This is a genomic window from Psychrobacter sp. T6-6 (assembly GCF_052258185.1).
In the GTDB taxonomy this organism is placed as follows: domain Bacteria; phylum Pseudomonadota; class Gammaproteobacteria; order Pseudomonadales; family Moraxellaceae; genus Psychrobacter.
Genome location: NZ_JBQQEX010000003.1, coordinates 156,832 through 177,543, shown reverse-complemented (window position 1 = coordinate 177,543; position 20,712 = coordinate 156,832). Strand labels below are relative to the sequence as shown.

General features: G+C 43.4%; 19 protein-coding genes and 1 tRNA gene. 7 read left to right on the top strand and 13 right to left on the bottom strand.

The annotated features are described in order from the left end of the window. Positions 1-122: 122 nt before the first annotated feature. From ACTXGL_RS06655 to ACTXGL_RS06640, 4 genes are all read right to left on the bottom strand, one after another. Positions 123-1,337 (bottom strand): RtcB family protein, encoded by a 1,215-nt coding sequence (locus ACTXGL_RS06655; RefSeq protein ID WP_443525716.1) that lies wholly within the window; start codon positions 1,335-1,337, stop codon positions 123-125. A gap of 789 nt (positions 1,338-2,126) precedes the next feature. Continuing rightward, positions 2,127-2,864: a LysE family translocator gene (locus ACTXGL_RS06650; RefSeq protein WP_443525714.1), complete on the bottom strand. Its 738-nt coding sequence runs from the start codon at positions 2,862-2,864 to the stop codon at positions 2,127-2,129. Positions 2,865-2,998: 134 nt separating this feature from the next. Further along, on the bottom strand, positions 2,999-4,249 hold the full coding sequence (gene argE, locus ACTXGL_RS06645) for an acetylornithine deacetylase (RefSeq protein ID WP_443525713.1): 1,251 nt from the start codon (positions 4,247-4,249) through the stop codon (positions 2,999-3,001). Between the two features lie 91 nt (positions 4,250-4,340). Next, positions 4,341-4,994 carry a UPF0149 family protein gene (locus ACTXGL_RS06640; protein WP_443525711.1) on the bottom strand — a complete coding sequence of 218 codons (654 nt, stop codon included), beginning with the start codon at positions 4,992-4,994 and terminating at the stop codon, positions 4,341-4,343. 212 nt (positions 4,995-5,206) lie between these two features. On the opposite strand from ACTXGL_RS06640, the gene ACTXGL_RS06635 reads away from it, so the two are divergent. Then, a complete protein-coding gene (locus ACTXGL_RS06635) occupies positions 5,207-5,647 on the top strand; it encodes a hypothetical protein (RefSeq protein WP_319051389.1) in 441 nt (146 codons plus the stop codon). Between the two features lie 106 nt (positions 5,648-5,753). Further along, entirely contained in the window at positions 5,754-6,215 is a 462-nt protein-coding gene (locus ACTXGL_RS06630; protein WP_443525709.1) for a cell division protein ZapA, read from the top strand. A gap of 86 nt (positions 6,216-6,301) precedes the next feature. Here ACTXGL_RS06630 and ACTXGL_RS06625 read toward each other — a convergent pair whose 3' ends face one another. From ACTXGL_RS06625 to ACTXGL_RS06610, 4 genes are all read right to left on the bottom strand, one after another. Next, the gene (locus ACTXGL_RS06625; RefSeq protein WP_443525707.1) at positions 6,302-6,610 is read right to left on the bottom strand and encodes a hypothetical protein; all 309 of its coding nucleotides are present in this window, start codon (positions 6,608-6,610) and stop codon (positions 6,302-6,304) included. 276 nt (positions 6,611-6,886) lie between these two features. Next, on the bottom strand, positions 6,887-8,980 hold the full coding sequence (glyS, locus tag ACTXGL_RS06620) for a glycine--tRNA ligase subunit beta (protein ID WP_443525705.1): 2,094 nt from the start codon (positions 8,978-8,980) through the stop codon (positions 6,887-6,889). Positions 8,981-8,989: 9 nt separating this feature from the next. Then, on the bottom strand, positions 8,990-9,952 hold the full coding sequence (gene glyQ / locus ACTXGL_RS06615) for a glycine--tRNA ligase subunit alpha (RefSeq protein WP_443526048.1): 963 nt from the start codon (positions 9,950-9,952) through the stop codon (positions 8,990-8,992). 481 nt (positions 9,953-10,433) lie between these two features. Further along, complete coding sequence (locus ACTXGL_RS06610; protein WP_443525704.1) at positions 10,434-10,646, bottom strand: PspC domain-containing protein; 213 nt, start codon at positions 10,644-10,646, stop codon at positions 10,434-10,436. A gap of 609 nt (positions 10,647-11,255) precedes the next feature. Between ACTXGL_RS06610 and nadR the strand changes: the two genes are divergently transcribed. The 3 genes from nadR to ACTXGL_RS06595 all read left to right on the top strand — a co-directional run bounded on the left by nadR (position 11,256) and on the right by ACTXGL_RS06595 (position 13,842). Beyond that, complete coding sequence (gene nadR, locus ACTXGL_RS06605) at positions 11,256-12,320, top strand: multifunctional transcriptional regulator/nicotinamide-nucleotide adenylyltransferase/ribosylnicotinamide kinase NadR (protein WP_443525703.1); 1,065 nt, start codon at positions 11,256-11,258, stop codon at positions 12,318-12,320. A gap of 109 nt (positions 12,321-12,429) precedes the next feature. After that, a complete protein-coding gene (pnuC, locus tag ACTXGL_RS06600; protein WP_443525701.1) occupies positions 12,430-13,161 on the top strand; it encodes a nicotinamide riboside transporter PnuC in 732 nt (243 codons plus the stop codon). 243 nt (positions 13,162-13,404) lie between these two features. Beyond that, positions 13,405-13,842, top strand: coding sequence for an Mpo1 family 2-hydroxy fatty acid dioxygenase (locus tag ACTXGL_RS06595; RefSeq protein WP_443525699.1), 438 nt, complete (start codon positions 13,405-13,407; stop codon positions 13,840-13,842). Positions 13,843-14,019: 177 nt separating this feature from the next. Here the strand turns inward: ACTXGL_RS06595 and ACTXGL_RS06590 are convergent, their stop codons facing one another. From ACTXGL_RS06590 to ACTXGL_RS06580, 3 genes are all read right to left on the bottom strand, one after another. Further along, entirely contained in the window at positions 14,020-14,631 is a 612-nt protein-coding gene (locus tag ACTXGL_RS06590; protein WP_443525698.1) for a nitroreductase family protein, read from the bottom strand. A gap of 148 nt (positions 14,632-14,779) precedes the next feature. Further along, positions 14,780-15,730 carry a pirin family protein gene (locus tag ACTXGL_RS06585; RefSeq protein WP_443525697.1) on the bottom strand — a complete coding sequence of 317 codons (951 nt, stop codon included), beginning with the start codon at positions 15,728-15,730 and terminating at the stop codon, positions 14,780-14,782. 89 nt (positions 15,731-15,819) lie between these two features. After that, on the bottom strand, positions 15,820-16,533 hold the full coding sequence (locus ACTXGL_RS06580; RefSeq protein WP_443525695.1) for a pirin family protein: 714 nt from the start codon (positions 16,531-16,533) through the stop codon (positions 15,820-15,822). A 159-nt stretch (positions 16,534-16,692) separates the two neighbouring features. On the opposite strand from ACTXGL_RS06580, the gene ACTXGL_RS06575 reads away from it, so the two are divergent. Continuing rightward, positions 16,693-17,598, top strand: a complete 906-nt coding sequence (locus tag ACTXGL_RS06575; RefSeq protein WP_443525693.1) for a LysR family transcriptional regulator — start codon at positions 16,693-16,695, stop codon at positions 17,596-17,598. 27 nt (positions 17,599-17,625) lie between these two features. On the opposite strand, the gene ACTXGL_RS06570 is transcribed toward ACTXGL_RS06575, so the two are convergent. Beyond that, the gene (locus ACTXGL_RS06570) at positions 17,626-19,029 is read right to left on the bottom strand and encodes a Na+/H+ antiporter NhaC family protein (protein ID WP_443525692.1); all 1,404 of its coding nucleotides are present in this window, start codon (positions 19,027-19,029) and stop codon (positions 17,626-17,628) included. 223 nt (positions 19,030-19,252) lie between these two features. Then, positions 19,253-19,327, bottom strand: a tRNA-Gly gene (locus ACTXGL_RS06565). Between the two features lie 563 nt (positions 19,328-19,890). On the opposite strand from ACTXGL_RS06565, the gene ACTXGL_RS06560 reads away from it, so the two are divergent. Then, a complete protein-coding gene (locus ACTXGL_RS06560; RefSeq protein WP_443525690.1) occupies positions 19,891-20,703 on the top strand; it encodes a M48 family metallopeptidase in 813 nt (270 codons plus the stop codon). Positions 20,704-20,712 lie beyond the last annotated feature (9 nt).

Genomic DNA, 20,712 nt, shown 5'->3' with positions numbered 1-20,712 from the left:
AATCTATTTTATACATTCGAGTGACCCCATAGTGAAACCACGGCTAGGAAATCGAGCGCAAATAGTATACTTGGTACATTTAGCTCGATTGACACCGTCGTGACTCGCTATGGTTTTACTTGTTAGCCTTTAATACACATGACCTGTTTAAGCGTATGCACCACTTCGACCAAGTCAGCTTGATTGGCCATCACTTCATCGATGTCTTTATAAGCGCCGGGTATCTCATCGATGACGCCTTTATCTTTGCGACACTCGACTCCATCCGTCTGCGCCTTTAGCTCATCGATAGTGAACGCTCGTATGGCTTTACCACGGCTCATCTGTCGTCCTGCTCCATGTGAACATGAGCAAAAAGATTCTGCCTCGCCTAGACCACGTACGATAAAAGACTTTGCGCCCATAGAGCCTGGAATAATACCAAGCTCACCTGCATAAGCACTGATCGCGCCTTTACGGGTCACATAGACTTGCTCACCAAAATGCACTTCTTCATTGACATAGTTATGATGACAATTAATGGCTTCTTTGGTCAGCTTAAATCGTGGCAATCCTGCTTGTGGCGACTGTAATGACTTAATGACGAGACGCATCATCTCGCGGCGGTTTTCAAGCGCGTAGTCCTGCGCCCAGCCTACCGCTTCAACATAATCAGCAAAGCTATCAGACCCTTCGGCAAAGTAAGACAAATCTCGATCTGGCACATGACCAAAGCGCGATTGACGCTCTTTTTTTGCAAGATTAATAAAGTACTGACCGATACAATTACCGATGCCGCGGCTGCCAGAATGCAGCATCACCCAGACATCATTGTTCTCATCCAAGCACAGCTCAATGAAATGATTGCCACCGCCGAGTGTTCCCAGCTGCTTCGCCCAAGTACGCTCAAAACCTTTAAGCATTTTAAGCAAACCTGGGTGTTTATCAGTAATCGGTTTTAGGCGTTTACCCAATGGATCAAGCGTTGAGTTTTTGGCTTGGATTTGCTTGTGCATATTGAAGCCGACTGGCACTTGTTGCTCAACGATCGATCGCAATGACCTTAAGTTATCAGGCAGATCACTTGCCGTCAGGGACAAACGTACTGCGTTCATACCGCAGCCAATGTCTACCCCAACTGCGGCAGGAATGATGGCTGACTTGGTCGGAATCACGCTACCGACTGTCGCACCTTTGCCAACGTGCACATCGGGCATCACTGCAATGTGTGAATGCACAAACTCTAGCTGGGCTAAATTGCGTAACTGCTGCATGGCACCTTGCTCAACATCGGTGGTGTAAATCTTGACTGGTACGCCGTGTTTCCGATTTTCGTTTAATACTAATTGAATGCTCATAATTTGTTATTTCCATTTTATTATTTTAATAACCATACATTTTTTATCATTACCAGTTTTTATAATTTTTAGAAATTACTTATCTATCTCAATTAAACAAAAAGTTTAATGATAAATAAAATTAATAAATTATAAAATTTAGGCAATAAAAAACCGTGTTCTTATTAATTAAAAAATCAATAAAAATTCATGGTTAATTTATTATAGACATTTTAAAGAAAGATAATATAGATCAGAACCGTCGGCCACAGCGTAAATATTATACGCATAGAAAAGCTTTAGCTAAATCATAGCCTGAGTCGCTTTATTAGCAATAACGGTAAAGAAAAATGTTAGGCAAACAGATAACAGCAAGCGCAATATGGCTTAGCACAATCGCAGAGCAAATTTGGCACAGTAGACTTAGAAAAGAGATAGCGCAAGTAGATACAGAAAGCTATTCGTTGATATCGATAGATGGAATATCACTCAATAGCTTATATAAAAATTTAGCCAAACCTTTTCGAGGGTGTCATTGCTGTCATGTAGTTTACACATTCAATCTTTAAAAACGTCTTGGTAGTTATATAGGACACGATGATTCCTCCATAGGTTGTGGCTAATGTCATGGCGACAATAGCAGGTTAATTGAAACGATTTATCGCTTATGAAAGATAAGCAGTATAAATCAATGAGCTAATAATAACGATTTAAAAATTAAAGTCAATAATTAATTTGGCTTGTATAGAAAATAACTTAATGAATGTGTGTTTGATTAATCACTTTAATTTAAAATCTTACCAGTATTTTTTAAGCTATAAAACTATTTATCACTTCAGCTAATAAAGCAGCTGCAATAATGATAAATATTACTCCGCAACCACGATTGAGCCATGCTAAACGATTACCCACATCGAGCCAACTTGCCAGCTTTTTGCCGCCTAACGTATATACGATCTGCCAAATCGTTTCGCTTAAAAACAAGCCGATGGTCAATAGGACATATTGCGGCCATAGTGGTACGCTGAAATTGATAAACTTAGGGAAAAATGCCGCAAAGAATAAGATAGCTTTTGGGTTAGATAAAGATACCCAGACACCAGTACGAAACAAGGTTGTGTTACTTGGTGCGATTTTAGTAGCTGCACTAGAGAGCGAACGCGGCTTTGGCACATCAACTCTATCTTCTGAGGTAGCATAGTCCGCATAGTCGGCCTCTACCTCCGCACTCAACTCTTTGGCATCGCTCATCAAACTGCCATAGCCTGCATCACGCCATGAGCTGATACCCAAGTAGATTAGGTATATTGCACCCACGGCTTTGATAATGGTCAGTAGCCACGGTGACTGACGACTGATCACATCCAGTCCCAGCAGCGTTGATAGCAATAATATAAACAAACCAAGGCTCAGCCCTGCCAACGTCCATAGCGTCCGCTTCACGCCATAGTTCATGCCATACTGGAATGCCAGTAACATATTGGGACCTGGCGTTGCGGAAATCAAAAACGTACTTGCGAAAAATACTGCAAACAGATGCCAAGACATCAACCCACCTCTACTGTTCATATATCAGCGGCTCTGATGCGATCCGCTACACTGCCAAAAAATAAATACCGCCATTTAGGCGGTATTATTTGTACTTGCTCATATTATATACATATGTTTAGTATTTTAATACATTATTTACTTGTGCAGCTCGTTAGTAGTTTTTGCAAAAAAGCATCACAGCGTTCGATTTCGATGAGTTCGACATATTCATCCGCTTTGTGCGCTTGCTCAATACTACCAGGACCACAGATGATCGTTGGAATACCTGCATTGGTAAACTGACCGCCTTCTGTGGCATAAGCGACTTTATGACGCTCGTTATCCCCTGTCAGCGCAGCGATTAACGATTGTAATTCAGCGCTATCGCTATCGGTCATGGCAGGGACGCTTTCTTCTTGCATCAGCTCAATGCCCGTCTCAGGCGCACGTGCTTGCATTTGGGCATTTAGCTCAGCGACTTTTGCTTGAATCGGTACCAATATATCGTCTTGCGTCATGTGCGGTAGATTACGATAGTCAAAGGTGAACTCGCACAGATTGGGCACGATATTGGTGGCTGTGCCGCCGTGTATCGTTCCTACTGATAAGGTAGAATAAGGCACCGTAAACAATGCATCCCCGTCTTCTAAAGTGTCGTCACGAGCGCTCAGTTCTTCGGCTAGCGTATCGACATAGCCCACCAGCTTACTGGCATAGCTGATTGCATTGACCCCTTGAGCGATCAAAGACGAATGCGCTGATTTGCCATGGACACGGCAACGATAAACCGCAATACCTTTATGTGCGACCACCATCGCCATATTGGTGGGTTCACCGACGATACAGTAATCAGGCGTGATGCCACGCGCTTTTAAGTCTGCCAAAATCAATGGTGCGCCCAAGCAGCCTACCTCTTCATCGAACGACAGTGCCAAATGCAATGGACGTCGCAACTGACCGCTATTCGATAACTGCACGGCTTGTGGCAATATCGTCAGCGCACAAGCGATAAAGCCTTTCATATCACACGCACCGCGTCCGTATAGCTTGTCACCACGTATCGTCGCGGTAAATGGCTCTGATGTCCAGTCTTGACCATCGACTGGCACCACATCAGTGTGACCAGACAGCACAAGACCATTGTTTACTTGGTTAGCATTTTCGCCAGCGGGTACGGTCACAAACAAGTTAGCCTTGGTTTTTGCCTCGTTAAAGGTCAAATCCACCGCCAAACCCAACTGCTCACAGTACGCTTGCACGTCTTCAATCAATGCTAAGTTGGAATGTCGACTGACCGTGTCAAAGGCGATCAAGCGCGTTAGCCAATCAAGGCTATTACTCGGGTGCGTAGCATGGCTTAACTGTTCGTCATTGCTAGCATTGTCATTAGTATCTTGGATCATAAAATATCCTTATTACGATTTTTAAGAGCTATTTCTCACAAACTACTTCTTAAAAACTAATTCTCACAAACTATGATTGATCAGATTCGTCTTATGATGGATTATTCTGATTCATCACGTCAAGCACTGGTGGCATCGGTTTTGGTAACTTGCCTTCTGCTTGTAGCTCTTTGGTGGTTTTAGCATCGATAGACAGTCCAGCAATCAACGCAATGTCTTTCACATGCTTGCGTTTACGCGTCGCAAAACTCACTGGCACCATACGGGCAAACTCGTAAATATAAAGATAAGACTCTTCCCCACCTTCGAAGTCTTCGTCTTCCTCTAAACGAATCGCCCCAATCTTAGCCAAATCTGAGAGCATCTCGTTCTCTTCACTGGTCAAACCGCAATCGGTAATACCAAAACCGGTCATAAACCCGTTCGACCACTGTTTCAATGCCATCACGCGCTCGTACAAATCATGTTCATCATCAGGGATAAGCGGCATGTACGCATAGGCATCATCTTTGTCTTTTAACTGAAACACGGTGTCCTCTGCTTCTTCTGCCAACAAGGTCAATGCAGCCTCTGGTAGTGGTGCAAAGCTCAGCTCTTCGAACACCTTTGCCCATGTCGATTCGTCAGGTGCATTACAAGCGGTCATAAGCCCTGTCATCAAGCCATGCACTTCGCTGATGGACACATCAGTCCAGTCATCAAAAGCAGTCAGCCAAGTATTCCAGCCAGAAATATTATCGTTCATAACAGATGTCCTAGTAATTGAGTATGACTCATAAAATAAAAAGAAACTCGATAAAATGTCGGGGACAGATTACCGGTAAATAAAAGTAAAAAGACCAAATCTCGTGCTTGTAATTACTTTGTTGATATAGATATTATGCGGTCACCTATGGCATTATTAAATGCAGCGAACAAAATTCATTCACGCTTACTTGTTAAGGATAAAAACTGACTATGTATGATCAACTTAGAATATTAGAAAAAATGGTACTAGACATCAAAAAACAGTATCAGCTTGTCAGTGCTGAACTTAGCAGCCTAAAACAAAACCCTGTTACTGATGCAAAAGAAGTCACCGCCCTAAAGACTCAGCTTGATAGTAGCCATAGCGAACGTGATGGAGCCAAAAAACAACTGAATGATCTCGACAAACGCTATCAAAGTCTCGCTGAAGCGCATCATATGATCGGTGAAGAACAAGACAAGCTGCAAAAACAAATCAGCCAACTACAACAACAAAACAGCGAGCTGCAAAAACATAATAATGAACTAAAGCAGCAGTACAGCGATATCAAACATCAAAACAGTGAGCTACAAAAGAAAAATCAGCTGGCAGCTGAGCGCACGCAAGTGGTATTACAACGCCTAACTCGTATCGATCAGGCAGAGGGCTAATTCACCCTCTAGTAGAGGTAGCATGCAAAGAGATACTGTTTGTCAAACTGCCACTTGTTATATCTCACATCACTCATTTCACTGACCAGACATTGTAGGATTTATCATGACCGATGACCAAAGCAAATCAATAGAAAAGCAGCCAAAAAACAACCCAACACCGCACTCTCAAGCACCAAGCAAAGGATTGCCAGCCCAAAAATCAGCTCAAGCAGGGACCGCCGCCTCAAGTACAGTAGCGAAAGCCAATACCAAGACAACGAATACACCTGAACCACAAATCAAAAAAGTAGATATTGCGATTGCAGGGGTTACCTACCCTATTTTTTGTCCTGTACATGAGCAAGAAGAGCTACTATCAGCGGTTTCTTATATAAACAACTATGCACTTGACCTAAAAAGAGAAGCGCCAAGCTTGAGTCAAGAAAGCATACTAGTACTGTGCTGCTTGAACTTATACGAAAAAATCCATGCCAATCAGAGAAGCGATGAAGATCGCCTGCAACACGAGAAACAATCACAAGCATTGCTAAATAAAATCATGAAAGATGCACACTCGATTTTATAAACTGATAGATAATGTATAGTAGCGCTTAGGACATGACGACTAAGCGCTTTTTTATGCGACCAAGCATTGCTCTGTCATGACCCTAATTATGAGTAAGGCTGATAGGTTTTGCCCGCATGGAAATCCGCCTGATGCTCATAATTGCAAAAAAACAACTCCTGACTGCCTGCAATATCAGCTGCTGTATCACCATCGCTAGTTGTTCCTAAGCTAGGCTTAGTTTCAAGTACGCCGCGATATTCAGCCAAACTATGACCGCAAAAATTGCACTGTCGCGGTGTGGTGATATCTCCTTCTTGTGGCATCATGCTTTTGGGTGCTCGTGGGTACATAAACTTATAAAAAGCCCACATTGACGCCCAAATAATGAGAATGACAATAATAACGGCAAACACGGCTGTGCTCCTTTGATTACGGATAAGCGTGATGGCTATCAAAAGCAACCAAGCTAATAGCTGTACAAAAACTGGCTACGCTAATGACTGTTTCATACGCTTTGGTAACGTAAATTTTACCGTCAATAATGGTAATGGCACAATGCCTTTACCGTTTAATTACCATTGACCGTAGGTAACAACCCATGACAATAGAAAATGACGCTGGTCTATAACCACAAAAAACTGGCCACATTGAGCCAGTTTTTATCAAAATCTACGATTAAAGATTAACCGCTACAGCTGTAACTCACTGATATCAGCTACAGTCAAGAACAGCGCGCGAACCTGCTTTAATAGTGCCAAGCGGTTATTCTTCAATGTTGCATCGTCGCTATTGACCATGACATTATCAAAGAACTGTGTCAGTGGCTCATCTAAGCTCGCTAATGTCTGCAATACTTGGGTGTAGTCTGCTTGCTCAAGCAACGGTTGTACCCTCGTCTGTGCTTGCTTCACATTTGCATATAGATTTTGCTCAGCAGGCTCAGACAATAGCGCTTCATCAACCGTGTCAGCAACCTCGGTTTCTGACTTGGCCAATATGTTGGCTACCCGCTTATTAGAGTCAGCCAACATCGACGCTTGTGACATCTCGCTAAATGCTTGTACGGCACGGATACGCTGATCAAAATCGAGCGGCATATGCGGATTAATCGCTTGCACTGCCTGAATCGTATCAACGCTGACGCCTTGCTCTGTATACATCGCACGATAGCGCGAGTTTAAGAACGCCATGACCTGAGTAAAGGTATCGCCCATCTTAGCAATCTTGCTGCCTTCGGCATTGCTATAGGCTTTGATCGCCTGCTCAACGAGCGCTACCAAATTAATCGGCAACTGCTTTTCAATCAAAATACGCAAAATACCAATGGCAGAACGACGTAAGCTAAACGGATCTTTTGAGCCCGTTGGTGCTTGGTCAATGGCAAAAATACCAACCAATGTATCTAAGCGATCAGCCAATGCTAAGCAAATACCAATTGGTGTTTGCGGCAGCACATCACCACTGAACTTGGGCAGGTATTGCTCTTCTAAGCTTGCCGCAACTGCTTCAGGCTCCTCATTCAAACGCGCATAATACGTGCCCGCGATACCTTGCAATTCAGGATACTCACCAACGAGCGAGCTGGCCAAATCTGCTTTTGACAAAATACCAGCGCGTACGGTGTCATCAACATTGATGTCGTGACCTTGCTGCTGCATCAAAGTAGCAATAAATGCTGCAAGCTTAGCAATACGCTCAGACTTCTCCCAAATCGTACCCAATTTGTCTTGGAATACGCGCGTTTTTAGGCTTTCTGTGAGCGCAAACAATGGCTGCTTTTGATCTTGTAAGAAGAAAAACTCAGCATCAGCCAAACGTGGACGCACAACTTTTTCGTTGCCTTCAATGATCTGGTTAGGATCTTTTGATTCAATGTTAGTGATAAAGATGAAATACGGCTGCAGCTTACCTGCTTTGTCGGTCAAGCAAAAATACTTTTGATCGGCTTGCATAGTCGAGATAAGCGCTTCTTGCGGCACTTGTAAAAAACGCGCTTCAAAGCTCGCTCTTAGTGCAATGGGAAAATCAACCAACGCGGTCACTTCGTCCAGCAAGTCCTGCGGTACGATAGCGTCCGCATTGACCTCACCTGCCAATGCTTTGACTTGGTTATTGATCAGCATTTGGCGTTTATCAAAATCTACCACGACCTTTAGACTGTCTAGCAATTGCTCATATTCATTGGCATGAGCGATGTTATGATAGTCAGGGCTGTGGAAACGGTGGCCACGAGTTTGCGAGCCTGTTTGGTGCCCTTGAATAGTCGCATCAATAACAGCAGCATCCTGCATCAATACTGCCCATTGTACGGGACGGACAAACTCATTGCGGCTGCTACCTGAGCGCATACGCTTGGCTATCGGTAGGCTATCTAATGCTGTCTGAAAAATAGCTGGCAGTAGCTCCGTAGTTGCTTGACCAGTGATTGTTTGCTCAAAGCCGACATAGTCACCTTTATCGGTATTAATCGTCGTAAGCTCGCTGGCGTCAATACCTAGACCTTTGGCAAAACCCATGGCTGCACGGGTTGGATTACCCTCTGCATCAAAAGCGGCTTTGATTGCTGGTCCGCGTTTTTGCTCAGTACGATCAGGCTGCTTGTCGCTAATGCCCTCGATTTGAATCGCTAAACGGCGCGGCGCGGCAAAGGCTTTGATGCTGTCAAAGCTGATATCAGCGTCAGTCAGTTGCTGGGTGACACTGGCTTGTAAGGCATCACGTAATGGCTTTAGGCTTTTTGGAGGTAGCTCTTCACACCCCAGTTCAAATAGAATAGTACTCATGGGATGCTCCTATTTTTTATTAGTAGATTGATTGTTGTCAGTGTCTGCTGCTTCTTTTGGCAGATACTTCTCAAGTGCCTCGGCACGGTGTGCTTCATCTGCCAATGGGAAACCCAATTTGGCACGAGCTTCGACATAACCGATGGCAACTTTGCGCGCAAGCGTACGCACACGTAAGATAAAGCGCTGACGCTCTGTGACCGAGATTGCACCGCGGGCATCAAGCAAGTTAAACGCATGAGAGGCTTTTAATACCATCTCGTAAGCAGGCAATGGCAAGCCAGCTTCGACTAACTTGTCGGCTTGCTGTTCATAAAAGTCAAACATCTCGCCCATCATTGGCACATCAGCGTGCTCAAAGTTATAGGTCGACTGCTCAACTTCGTTTTGATGGAACACATCGCCATAAGTAACACGGCCAAACTCACCATCTGCCCATACCAAATCATAAACGCTATCAACGCCTTGCACATACATAGCCAAACGCTCAAGACCATAGGTAATCTCACCTGTCACTGGGAAGCATTCAATACCGCCGACTTGCTGGAAGTACGTGAACTGCGTCACTTCCATACCGTTTAGCCAAATCTCCCAGCCCAAGCCCCAAGCGCCTAGCGTCGGTGATTCCCAGTTGTCTTCCACAAAACGCACATCGTGCACCAACGGGTCAATACCAATGGCACGTAGTGAGTCTAAATATAGCTCTTGAATGTTAGGTGGATTTGGCTTTAGCACCACCTGAAACTGATAGTAATGCTGCAAGCGGTTTGGGTTGTCACCATAGCGCCCATCGGTAGGACGACGTGATGGCTGTACATAAGCTGCGTTCCAACGCTCAGGACCTAACGAGCGCAAAAAAGTTGCCGTATGAAAAGTGCCTGCGCCGACTTCCATATCATAAGGCTGCAATATAACGCAGCCTTTATCAGCCCAATAATTCTGCAGGGTTAGGATTAAGTCTTGAAAGGTCATCGGTTGAGAGTTTTTATCTTGTGTCATTGGGGTTGTCGCTTCGGATGTCATAGTTTGGGTATTCATAGTAAAGCCACTGTGAAATGAGTATTATTAACTAAATCTCTGATAGCACTCGCCACGCATTTTGGCAACGACTCTATTTGCCTGCTCACCTTACTAAAAATTGACTATTTTATCCATATTTACGTCAACTAAATTTGCATTGTGAACACAAACACGTCGCTATATGACTGTTTTTTGGTCGAATAATCACGAAAGGCAAATTATCATTAAAAGATGTGGTTAGAGATATGGTTAAGATAGACAAAAAAATACCCAAATGCGTGAGCATTCGGGCAGGAGGAAAGTTGTATCTTGGGCATCCTGATTATTCAGGCTTTTTATTTTTAAGGTACTGCTGTTCTTTTAACTGCATTTACAACTTAACGTTTTAACTTAGCGCTTTTAAATTCTAATTTCAAAACCTGCCAAAACACACTTACTGGTAAGACCCACTGCTGGCTTTTGGCATGATTATCCACAGTATGAGGTAAATCAAGATACCAGGTACTGCTGCACTCAACGATGAGATAATCACAAAAAGCAATCTAACCCACGTTGGCGACCAACCAACATACTCTGCGATCCCGCCCATTACGCCCGCTATCATACGATTGTTTTGTGAGCGATGTAATTTTGCTAACTTAGCCAAACTAAATACCTCTCTAACGTTTGTTTTTATATGTTTATTCTTTTTTTGCTTTTTTCTATATGTCAAAAAAACTTTGTGTTGCTAACTTATGAATAAGTATATCAACTCTTTAGTATTTATCTGTTGACGCTGTAGACGTACTTTGTGAGTTTATGATACCTAAGCTTACCCTAATCTGTCATAACTGCGCGCAAACCCCTGATTTTAAATAGTTATTTCAAAATGTTTCAAAATCACCTTTGTTGCTTAATCCTTACAACAACACCTTCCAATTCTTATTATTTTTTAATTTAATCAAAGAGATAAACAGTAATTTAATAACGAAAATAACCATCAATAGCTATCAAAAAATCTTCATCTGCCCAACCAGTTACCAGTAAATTACCAGCAAGCCACGCCCAACTTGCCATTGATAGATTCAATAAACTGTCCATTCAAAATAGCAAGTTGAAGATAGAATAATATGCAAAAAAGTCAGATATAGGTCAGGGTTACAATAACCTACCTGCAAATCCACCCAAACCTTTATACCATGCTGATAAACAACTCAGACTTTAGAAAACTCATCACAAAACTGAGACAGACTATAAAGATAAAACAAAAATAAGGATGACTATGTACGATACGGGATTGATGATTGGACATTTTGAGCCGCTACATTTGGGGCAAATGCGTAGCATATTAGAAGCAGCAGGACAGGCAAAAACCTTACACATTGTCATTATGGCGCATCCTTCCCCGCATCCAGATTTTGCTATTACGTTACAAGATAAGGCACGCTGGCTACAGATGGCCTGTGCAGACCTGCCATTTATTCATATTCATACGACTAATGAGCTCGAGTTGCCTCTTCATGAGCATCTTTATGATAGTAGTGAGGATATCCGTATTGATGTGGCTGCTAGCAACGCTAAATTGCAGCGTTTGATAGACGCACTAACACTACCTGCAGAGACCGTATTGTTCATAGCTGAAAACCACCCCCTTACGCAGAGCGATATACAGGATCAATTACTGTTTCCAGTTATCACCACTACGCTACAACCTGAGTTTGACTCTTATGCGATTGCTCGTGATCCAGTCGCCCACTGGTCAGCGATTCATCCAGAAGCCCGCGCTAACTATACCAAGACCGTTGCTATCGTTGGTGGGGAAAGCTCAGGTAAGACGACACTGGTACATAAGCTGGCTAATTATTACGGTGCTAGCTTTGCACTGGAGATGGGTCGTTTGTATGTCGGCACAGACTTGGGTGGTAGCGAAGTTGGCTTACAGTATAGTGACTATGGGCCGATTTCGCTTGATCATGCCCAGGCGATACGAGAAGCCAAAGTCCATGCAACTGCGCCTGTCACCATCGTTGATACTGACTTTGTGACCACGCAGGCATTTTGTGAAGAGTACGAGGGTCGCACCCATCCTTTTGTGGCTGCCTGTATTGATGAGTTTCGTGTAGACCACACCATTATGCTGGATAACAATACGCCGTGGATCGATGATGGCATGCGCTCTTTGGGTACGCCTGAGGCACGTGGACGGTTTGAACAGCGTCTGGTAGATATTTTTGCCCGTCACGATATCATACCGCATATGATAGACCAGCCTGATTATGATGCTCGTTATCAACAAGCGTTATTGTTTATCGATCAACATGTCTATGGCAAAAAGCCATAAAAAATTCAGAGTATATTTATAATAATTTATTTACGAGCGCATGTTATTCAGCTAGCGCATGAAAGTTAGCAACATATTGATATTAGTATTTATTTTAGAGGAAAAAATTATGCGTATTCAACTATTGGACAACATTACCGGAAAATGGGCAATGCAATGGATTATCATCTGGTTTATTTGCGGGGTCATTGCCTTGTCCGCAGGGTTTTGGCTCACCACCGACCATACCACGCTTGATTGGTTTTATTTGGCTGTCTCATTTATTGGCTTGGTTTGTGTGGTCTCGCTATCATTTCGCAAAAACGTCATGGGCAATGGTTTTGGGATGGGGGCAACCGCAGGTGAGGTTATCGTACAGGCAACGTCTGGCGCAGTGGGCTTAATGCTGGCACCACTTTTTAACTTTTTTACACACGTCTACGGTATTTTCTATTGGTCCAAGCACACGGATCCTGATGGCGATATGATCCCCAAGTCAGCGAGCAAAGCGGTTTGGTTGATCACTGCAACATTTATCATCATTGGTCTTGCGCTATTCCCTACTATCAACGATCTGCTAACGAGCTATGGCTATGCGGTCGTAGAAGATGACAACAGTAAATTTTTAGGGTTTATCTCCTTTTTTTGGATCAACGTCATTGCATTTGTGTTATCTATTACTGCACAGGCTGCCATGATTTTGCGTTACTCGTTTAACTGGTGGCTATGGATCATCGTGAACTTTGTCTGGCTCATTGTGAATCTCATGTCTGGTAACTATATTTTTGCTATTCAAACCATGGTTTATCAGGTCAATGCATTCGTCGGTCTGTACGAGTGGCATCGTAGCGAACGCGGTTAATAACATCAGTTACAAAAAACTGTATTAGACTTTAAGACACATAAGATTTGAAAATACATAAAATATTGAGTCAAATGTTGCCAACATGACATTAGCAACCTGTCCAAATTTGACTGTACCGTCTATGAGATAAAATGGTAGATACACGCGATTAATGCTACAACTGATATCAAACATCATATTGATATTTGAGTGAGTAACAAATATCAGCCCTCTATTTTAATCACTAACAGGGAGGTTAGTATGTCACGTCATCAACCCAAAATGTCTAAGCGTACGCTTGAGCAATGGCTTAGTGAGTACTCTGTCAGTCATCAGAACTTGGTCAATAAGAAAATCCATTGGCTATGTGTACCAACGATTTTTGTCAGCCTGTTAGGTATGGGCATGTCACTGTCTGTTTGGTTTACCTTAGTGCTCAGCGCCTTAGTGCTACTGTTCTATATGCGCTTATCGACGCCGCTGTTTTTGGCGATGGGTATGTTTATTCTTATCTGTTTGTCAGTAATGGCAGCTATGCCTTGGGGATTTAAGGCATGGGCAGCTGTCTTTATCGTCGCTTGGATTGGGCAGTTCATCGGTCATAAAATCGAAGGCAAAAAACCTTCATTCTTTAAAGATCTACAGTTCTTGATGATCGGTCCAGCATGGGTAGCCGACAGTTTAATGCAGCGCAAATAGCTATTATTCTGGCTGATGAATTTCGTAAATACCAAATTTTGCAAACATTCAGTATCGCTGCGCCGTCTTTAACCTTTATCATCAATAAAAAAAGCGCCACCTAACAATCAGGTGGCGCTTTTTTATATGTACTTAATCTAGGACGTTTTTTAAGTAAAAACAATAACGCCCTATATTTTAAGCACCAAAAACTTTTAGACGCTCGTCAACTGGCTTGAACGCTTTATCGCCTGCTGGCTGCTCGATTTTACCAAATACCAACTGGGCTTTGAGCTCCCAGTCTGCATCGATGTTCCAAGTGCTTGCAACTTTTTGATCAATCACTGGATTGTAGTGCTGTAAGTTTGCGCCAACCTCAATACTTGCAAGCGCCGTCCAAATAACGTACTGGTGCATTGCATTGGTCTGGGTTGACCAAATCGGAAAATTATCAGCATATAAAGGTGCCGCTTCTTGCATGCCTCTGACGACAGCCTGATCTTCAAAGAACAACACCGTACCAGCACCCGCTCTAAAACCAGCAATTTTATCTTTGGTAGATTTGAATGCTTCCTCGTCACCGACGATTACGCGCAATGCATCTTCAGTCATGTCCCACAATTTATGATGGTCATCACCGAATAACACCACAATGCGTGTTGACTGTGAGTTGAACGATGATGGTGTATGCAAGATAGCATGCTCCACTACTTTTACAACTTCATCATTAGATACTGGTAGCTGGTCGCTAAGGGCATAGATTGAACGGCGTTTTTCTGCTAACTGCTGTAATGTTTTTAGGTCTGACATAGTGTTGCTCCACGTTGTTAATATTAATAGTTGTTGGTATAAGTTATCGTTTTTTCTTTATTATAGGCTTAATGGTATTAAACCCATATGTCGTTTTTATCAAAAAAAATTATGAGTGTTCGTTGGATGGAAACTATCATTCGTGACGTTATCCTTTGAACCCTTCAGGCAATTCTGGCGCCACAAGACGGTTCATATCAGAATCGATCTCACCAAAGCGTTCATGACCATTGTTCCAATCGCTAATCGATTGCTTGAGCGCTTCTTTATTGTCAGCGACAAAATTCCACCACAGCAGTACCTTGTTATTCAAAGGCTCACCGCCAATAAACATCAGACGTGTGCCTTTTTTTGCTACCAATCTTATGCTGGTACTATTGGCGACATCTGTACGATGAAAACGTAACAGCTGGTTTTTTTGATAGACCTTACCTTCGGACTCCAGCTCACCAATAATAACCAAAACACCGTACTCGAAGCTGGCTTCTAAATCCAGTGTCACATCCCCATCTTCTAGGAAGTGCACATCGACACCGACCATCTTAGAGTACTGCAATGTTGGCGCTTGATAGTGCTCGCCTGAGGCAGCTGTATAGTCACCTGTGGTCAGAGTCAGCTCAACATTGTTTTCAGTCCATGTTGGCAGCTCTGGATAATGATTGAAACTGCGTTCAATCTGTTGGTCAGTAGGTAGGGCTATCCACAGCTGTACCATGTTCATATTGCGTATAGCTGTGCTTGAGTCAGTATCGCCTACATCATCACGTAAAAAGACGCTTTGTTCTGTGTGACTGATGCCTTGATTCAGTCCAGTACCTGCCGTCATGACATTAACTTGGTGTTTGGTGATGACTTGCTCACTACCTAAGCTATCTTTGTGTAATATCTCACCCTCTATCATCCAACTAAAGGTCTGTAGATTGGTGTGCGGATGACGTCCAACTTGCACCCCTGAATCATCTGACGCGAATTCGACCGGACCTGCATGATCCAAAAAGCACCAAGCACCGATGGGTTGTTTGCCTTTGTTCGGTAGCAATCGAGCGATAGGAACGCCGCCAACATCTGTCAATCGTGGCTCTAAAGTGCTAATAGTCATGACCCACCTCTTGGTATCTATAACATCAATACGGTTATTAATAATGAGTTGTTGATCGCTATCGTTTCTCTATAAAAAAGCAGTACTTCTTATAAAAAAAGCGGTACTTCCATCACCAATACTGTTGCAGCTGCTGGCACATCCATCGTAAAACTCTCAGTATCCCAAATACCCAAACCATCTCGACTGGCCAGAACATTATTATCTATCACGACTTGACCACTGATAACAAAAACATAGACACCGTTGCTAGGGTTTTTTAGTTGATAACTGCTCATCACCCCTTTATCAAATTCCCCTATGCTAAACCAAGCATCTTGATGAATCCAAACGCCTGCATCGTCAGCATTAGGCGACAGCACTTGATTGAACGCATTGGGTTGCATGATATCGCCCATAGGTATTTGCTGATATCGAGGGGCCACACTCATTTTATTTGGTATTACCCAAATTTGTAGAAACGCCATGTCCTCTTCATTATTACCATTCATTTCACTATGAGTAATGCCCGTACCTGCTGACATGACTTGGATCTCACCAGTCTCGATCATGCCTTCATTGCCGATATTGTCTTTGTGTGCAAGCTTGCCAGATAAAGGAATACTGATGATTTCCATATCACGGTGCGAATGCCTACCAAACCCATGACCACCAATGACAAAGTCATCATTGAGGACACGTAGAGCACCAAACCCCATACGCTCCCGGTTATGATAGTTAGCAAAGCTAAAGCTATGACGGCTTTTGAGCCAGCCATGATTGGCATCACCACGTGAGTCTGCTGCATGATAGATCGTTTTCATAATTTATCCTTAGCTATCAACACGTTTATCAGCTATGTATTTATTATTAATTAACGTCATTGAACAATAGATTCATTATAATTGTTGACTACAAAGAGATAAACAAGGATAAATGCAATTAACTATTCTCACTTTTAGAACAATCATAAGGTACCGATAATGGGACAACTAGAAGATATGGCGATGTTTGTACGCATTGTCGAAGCAGGTAGCATTACCAAAGCGGCTGAGCAGTTAAATATCGCAAAGTCAGCCGTGAGTCGCCGCCTCAAAGAATTAGAAACACGCCTAGGCAGCCAATTGATCAGCCGTACCACTCGCCACTCTAAATTAACTCAAGCAGGTGAGCAGTATTATCAGCAGGTAAATCATATCTTGCGCGCAGTCGATGCGGTCAACGAGCGTACCAGCGATGCACCTATGCGTGTCGAAGGCACGCTCAAAATGACAGCACCATTATCGTTTGGAGTCAGGCATCTAAATGATGTGATTGATGAGTATGCTAATCAGCACCCCAACCTAAGATTTGATTTAGATTTTTCTGATCGGCGTATCGACTTGATTGAAGAAGGCTATGAGTTGGCAATTCGCATCGGCGATCTGCGCGACTCTAGCTATCAGGCAAAACAGTTGGCGTTGATACGCTGTGTGATTTGTGCCAGTCCTGACTATCTGGCAAGGATGGGTGTACCCGAAACACTAGATGATTTGGACAATCATGAGCTGTTGCAATATAGTCTTGGTCAGACGAACAGTATAGAGCTAGTGGATGCTGAGGGCAAAAAACATTACCGTACTATCGATGCCAAAATAAAAGCCACTAATGGCGAGTTCTTAGTTGATTTGGCGGTAAAGGGACACGGCATTACCTTTGTGCCCACGTTTATTGCCTACAATGAACTGGCACGAGGTGAACTCGTACCTGTCTTCCAGCAGTACCAGTTGCCTGTGTTAAAAGCATATGCCGTTTATCCAAGAAACCGATTCTTATCGCAGCGTTGTCGTTATTTGATTGACTTTATTGCAGAGCGATTCGGCGATCATCCCTATTGGGATGAGTATTGATAGCACTATTAAATAGAACTGTAAGGGTTACGCTTCAATGCTCTTACCCTCTTTCATCCGACTAATCGTCAGCCCCGTAAAGCCAAACAGCAGCGTCAGTAACAGTGACAAATAACAGAAGAACGCATAAGGTAGATACTCTAATACTGGCACCCCTAGTGCCTGACTGATAAACACCCCGCACACACTCCAAGGCACCAGTGGATTAATCACCGTTCCTGCATCCTCAATCGTCCGCGACAAATTCTTCGGATGCAATTGCAGGCGCTCAAACGTCGACCGAAAGGCCGTACCTGATAATAGAATACTCAAATACTGCTCACCGATTAATACATTGATACTGAGCGCCGACATCGCCGCCGCAAAGATCGCTCGTCCTGAAGTGGTCAGTGTCTCTTTAATACCTGACAGCAGTGCTGGCAGAATCCCTAATGCCGTTAGTAACCCACCTAAACTTAGTGCCAGTATCACAATCGCCTGGGTAAAGAACATACTCTGTACACCGCCGCGCGACAGCATACCACCGACCTCCCCTAGCTCTAATGACTCAGCGGGTGCATATCCTGCAAACAGATACCCACCCAACTGACCAAAGCTTGGCGAGCTGTGTACATAAGTGATGATTAGTGCTGCTGCTATGGTACAAATAATCGTATAAATCGCATTAACCCGAAACAGTGCCAATCCTACCAATATCACAAAGGGTAGTACCGAATACCCATGTACCAAACCACTGTCTATCAGCTGTCCTTGTAATATAGTCACTTGACTCAGATCAGCGCTGGTCGTCTGCCCTGAGAACATCCAAAACAAGATGACTGTCAGTATCCATGCCGGTACAGTGGTATACATCATATTACGAATGTGCTCAAACAAATCAATACCCACCACTGAGGACGCAATGGTACAGGTGTCAGACAAGGGCGACATCTTATCACCGAAGAACGCGCCTGATACTACTGCCCCCGCCGCTATAGCCACATTGGCATCAAAGGCGTTACTCATCCCAATAAAGGCCACACCCAATGTGGCAGCAGTCGTCAAACTACTGCCTAGAGCAATACCGATAATAGAGGTTAAGACAAAGGCAGAGATATAGTAGTACTCAGGCGATATCAGCTGAAAGCCCACATACATAAGCGTGGGAATGGCCCCTGACATCATGAGAGCCGCCACCATAAGACCAATAAAGAAGAATAGGTAGATGGCACCGATACCGCGCATGACACCTGAGGCCATTTGCGCTTGCATGTCATCAAAGCTGAGTCCTTTAACCATACCGATAGCTAGCAATACACAGATGGCAAGGATAAGAGACAGGTGCGGTACCCAGCCAAAGCCAATCATGGTGATGCCCATAATAGCGATGACGATGGCGGATATAATAAAGGCGAGCTTGGCGCTGATCTCGGTGAGGGGTTTTGGTGGCATGAGGTGCCCTTATGTTGCCTACAGGTTTAAACTACGTATATGTCTAGGTTTATACGCCTGATCTGTCGCGATCATGACGGCTACTCTCTTTTGCTCTGTAGAAATTCCATTTTGACTTGCTATGTCTCTACTAGCTGCTTAGCTTATTTTTCAAGACAAATTTTAAGCATAAAAAAAAGCCTCACTATGAAGTGAGGCTTTTTGCGCTTTTTCAAGCCATATTTGGAGCGGGAAAAGAGATTCGAACTCTCGACCCCAACCTTGGCAAGGTTATGCTCTACCACTGAGCTATTCCCGCTTATTATCAGATCGTCGTGTTGTTAACAACTACTTCGTCTCGATAGGCTGGCTATTCTAGCAAATATTCTGTATGTGTCAACACCTTTTTTAAAATTTATATCTAATATTATCAACTAAGCCCCCTATAGTTTAGGTAAATAGACACAAACAATTGATTTAACAAAATAATTTATTTTTAAAAAATATAAATTATTTTGCATTAAATATCACAAACTACAGTCTCGCCCTGATGCTTCCTGCTATTACAACTTTCTATTCATCTAGTACTTTTCTTTCATATGGACTAATACAACTCTTATAAAAAAGAAGCAAAATCAGACCTTACTCACAGCAACATCTTGCTCACTTACAATCATAGGCTCTATTGTTACTTTTTCTACCTTGGTTTTAGTCAGTTAACATTATTATACTTATCTACAATAAGAGTTCAGGTAGACTTTCACTATCTATATGGATGAACAAACGTCAATAAAAGAGCAATAACAAACAGCGTTGTCATCTATTTTACTGTTATTTATTTTGTATGATTTTAATTTTACCGCTTATCGAGAGGATATTTTTATGAAAAAATTATTGACCACCACAGTGATGGCGGCTTCGTTGTCGGCACTGACATTAACCGGTTGTACGAGTACCACCAATACGGGTGCCGTTGGTGTTGATCGCCAGCAGTTATTATTGGTCTCTAGCGAGCAGGTGCTACAGCTATCAGCACAGAGCTACGCGCAGACATTACAAGAAGCAAGATCAAAAGGCGTGTTAGATACCAACACGGCTCAGCTCAATCGCCTAAAGAACATCGCGAATCGTTTGGTTGGTCAAGTAGGTGTTTATCGTACAGATGCGGCAAAATGGCAGTGGGAAGTCCACACAATCAAATCTGATCAGCTAAACGCCTTTGTAATGCCAGGCGGTAAGGTTATGTTTTATTCAGGTATTATCGATCGTCTAAACCTGACCGATGACGAGATTGCCGCTATTATGGGTCACGAAATCTCTCATGCATTGCGCGAGCACTCACGTGAACGTATCTCACGCGAGTATGCCACTCAGACAGGTATCGGTGTGGCAGCTAGCATCTTTGGTCTATCACAAGGTCAAGCTCAGATCGCAAGCGTAGCTGGTGATCTAGGGTTGAGCCGTCCGCACAGTCGTACTCAAGAAAGCGAAGCTGACCAAATCGGACTTGAGTTAATGGCGCGTGCAGGCTATAACCCGCAAGCTGCTATTACGCTATGGCAAAAAATGCAGCGTGCCAGCCAAGGCGAGCCACCTCAATTTTTGAGCACTCACCCAACGAGCAGCAGCCGTATCTCTGAGCTACAGTCGTTGATGCCAAAGGTTACGCCACTGTACCAACGATCGCGTCGTTAATACCTGATC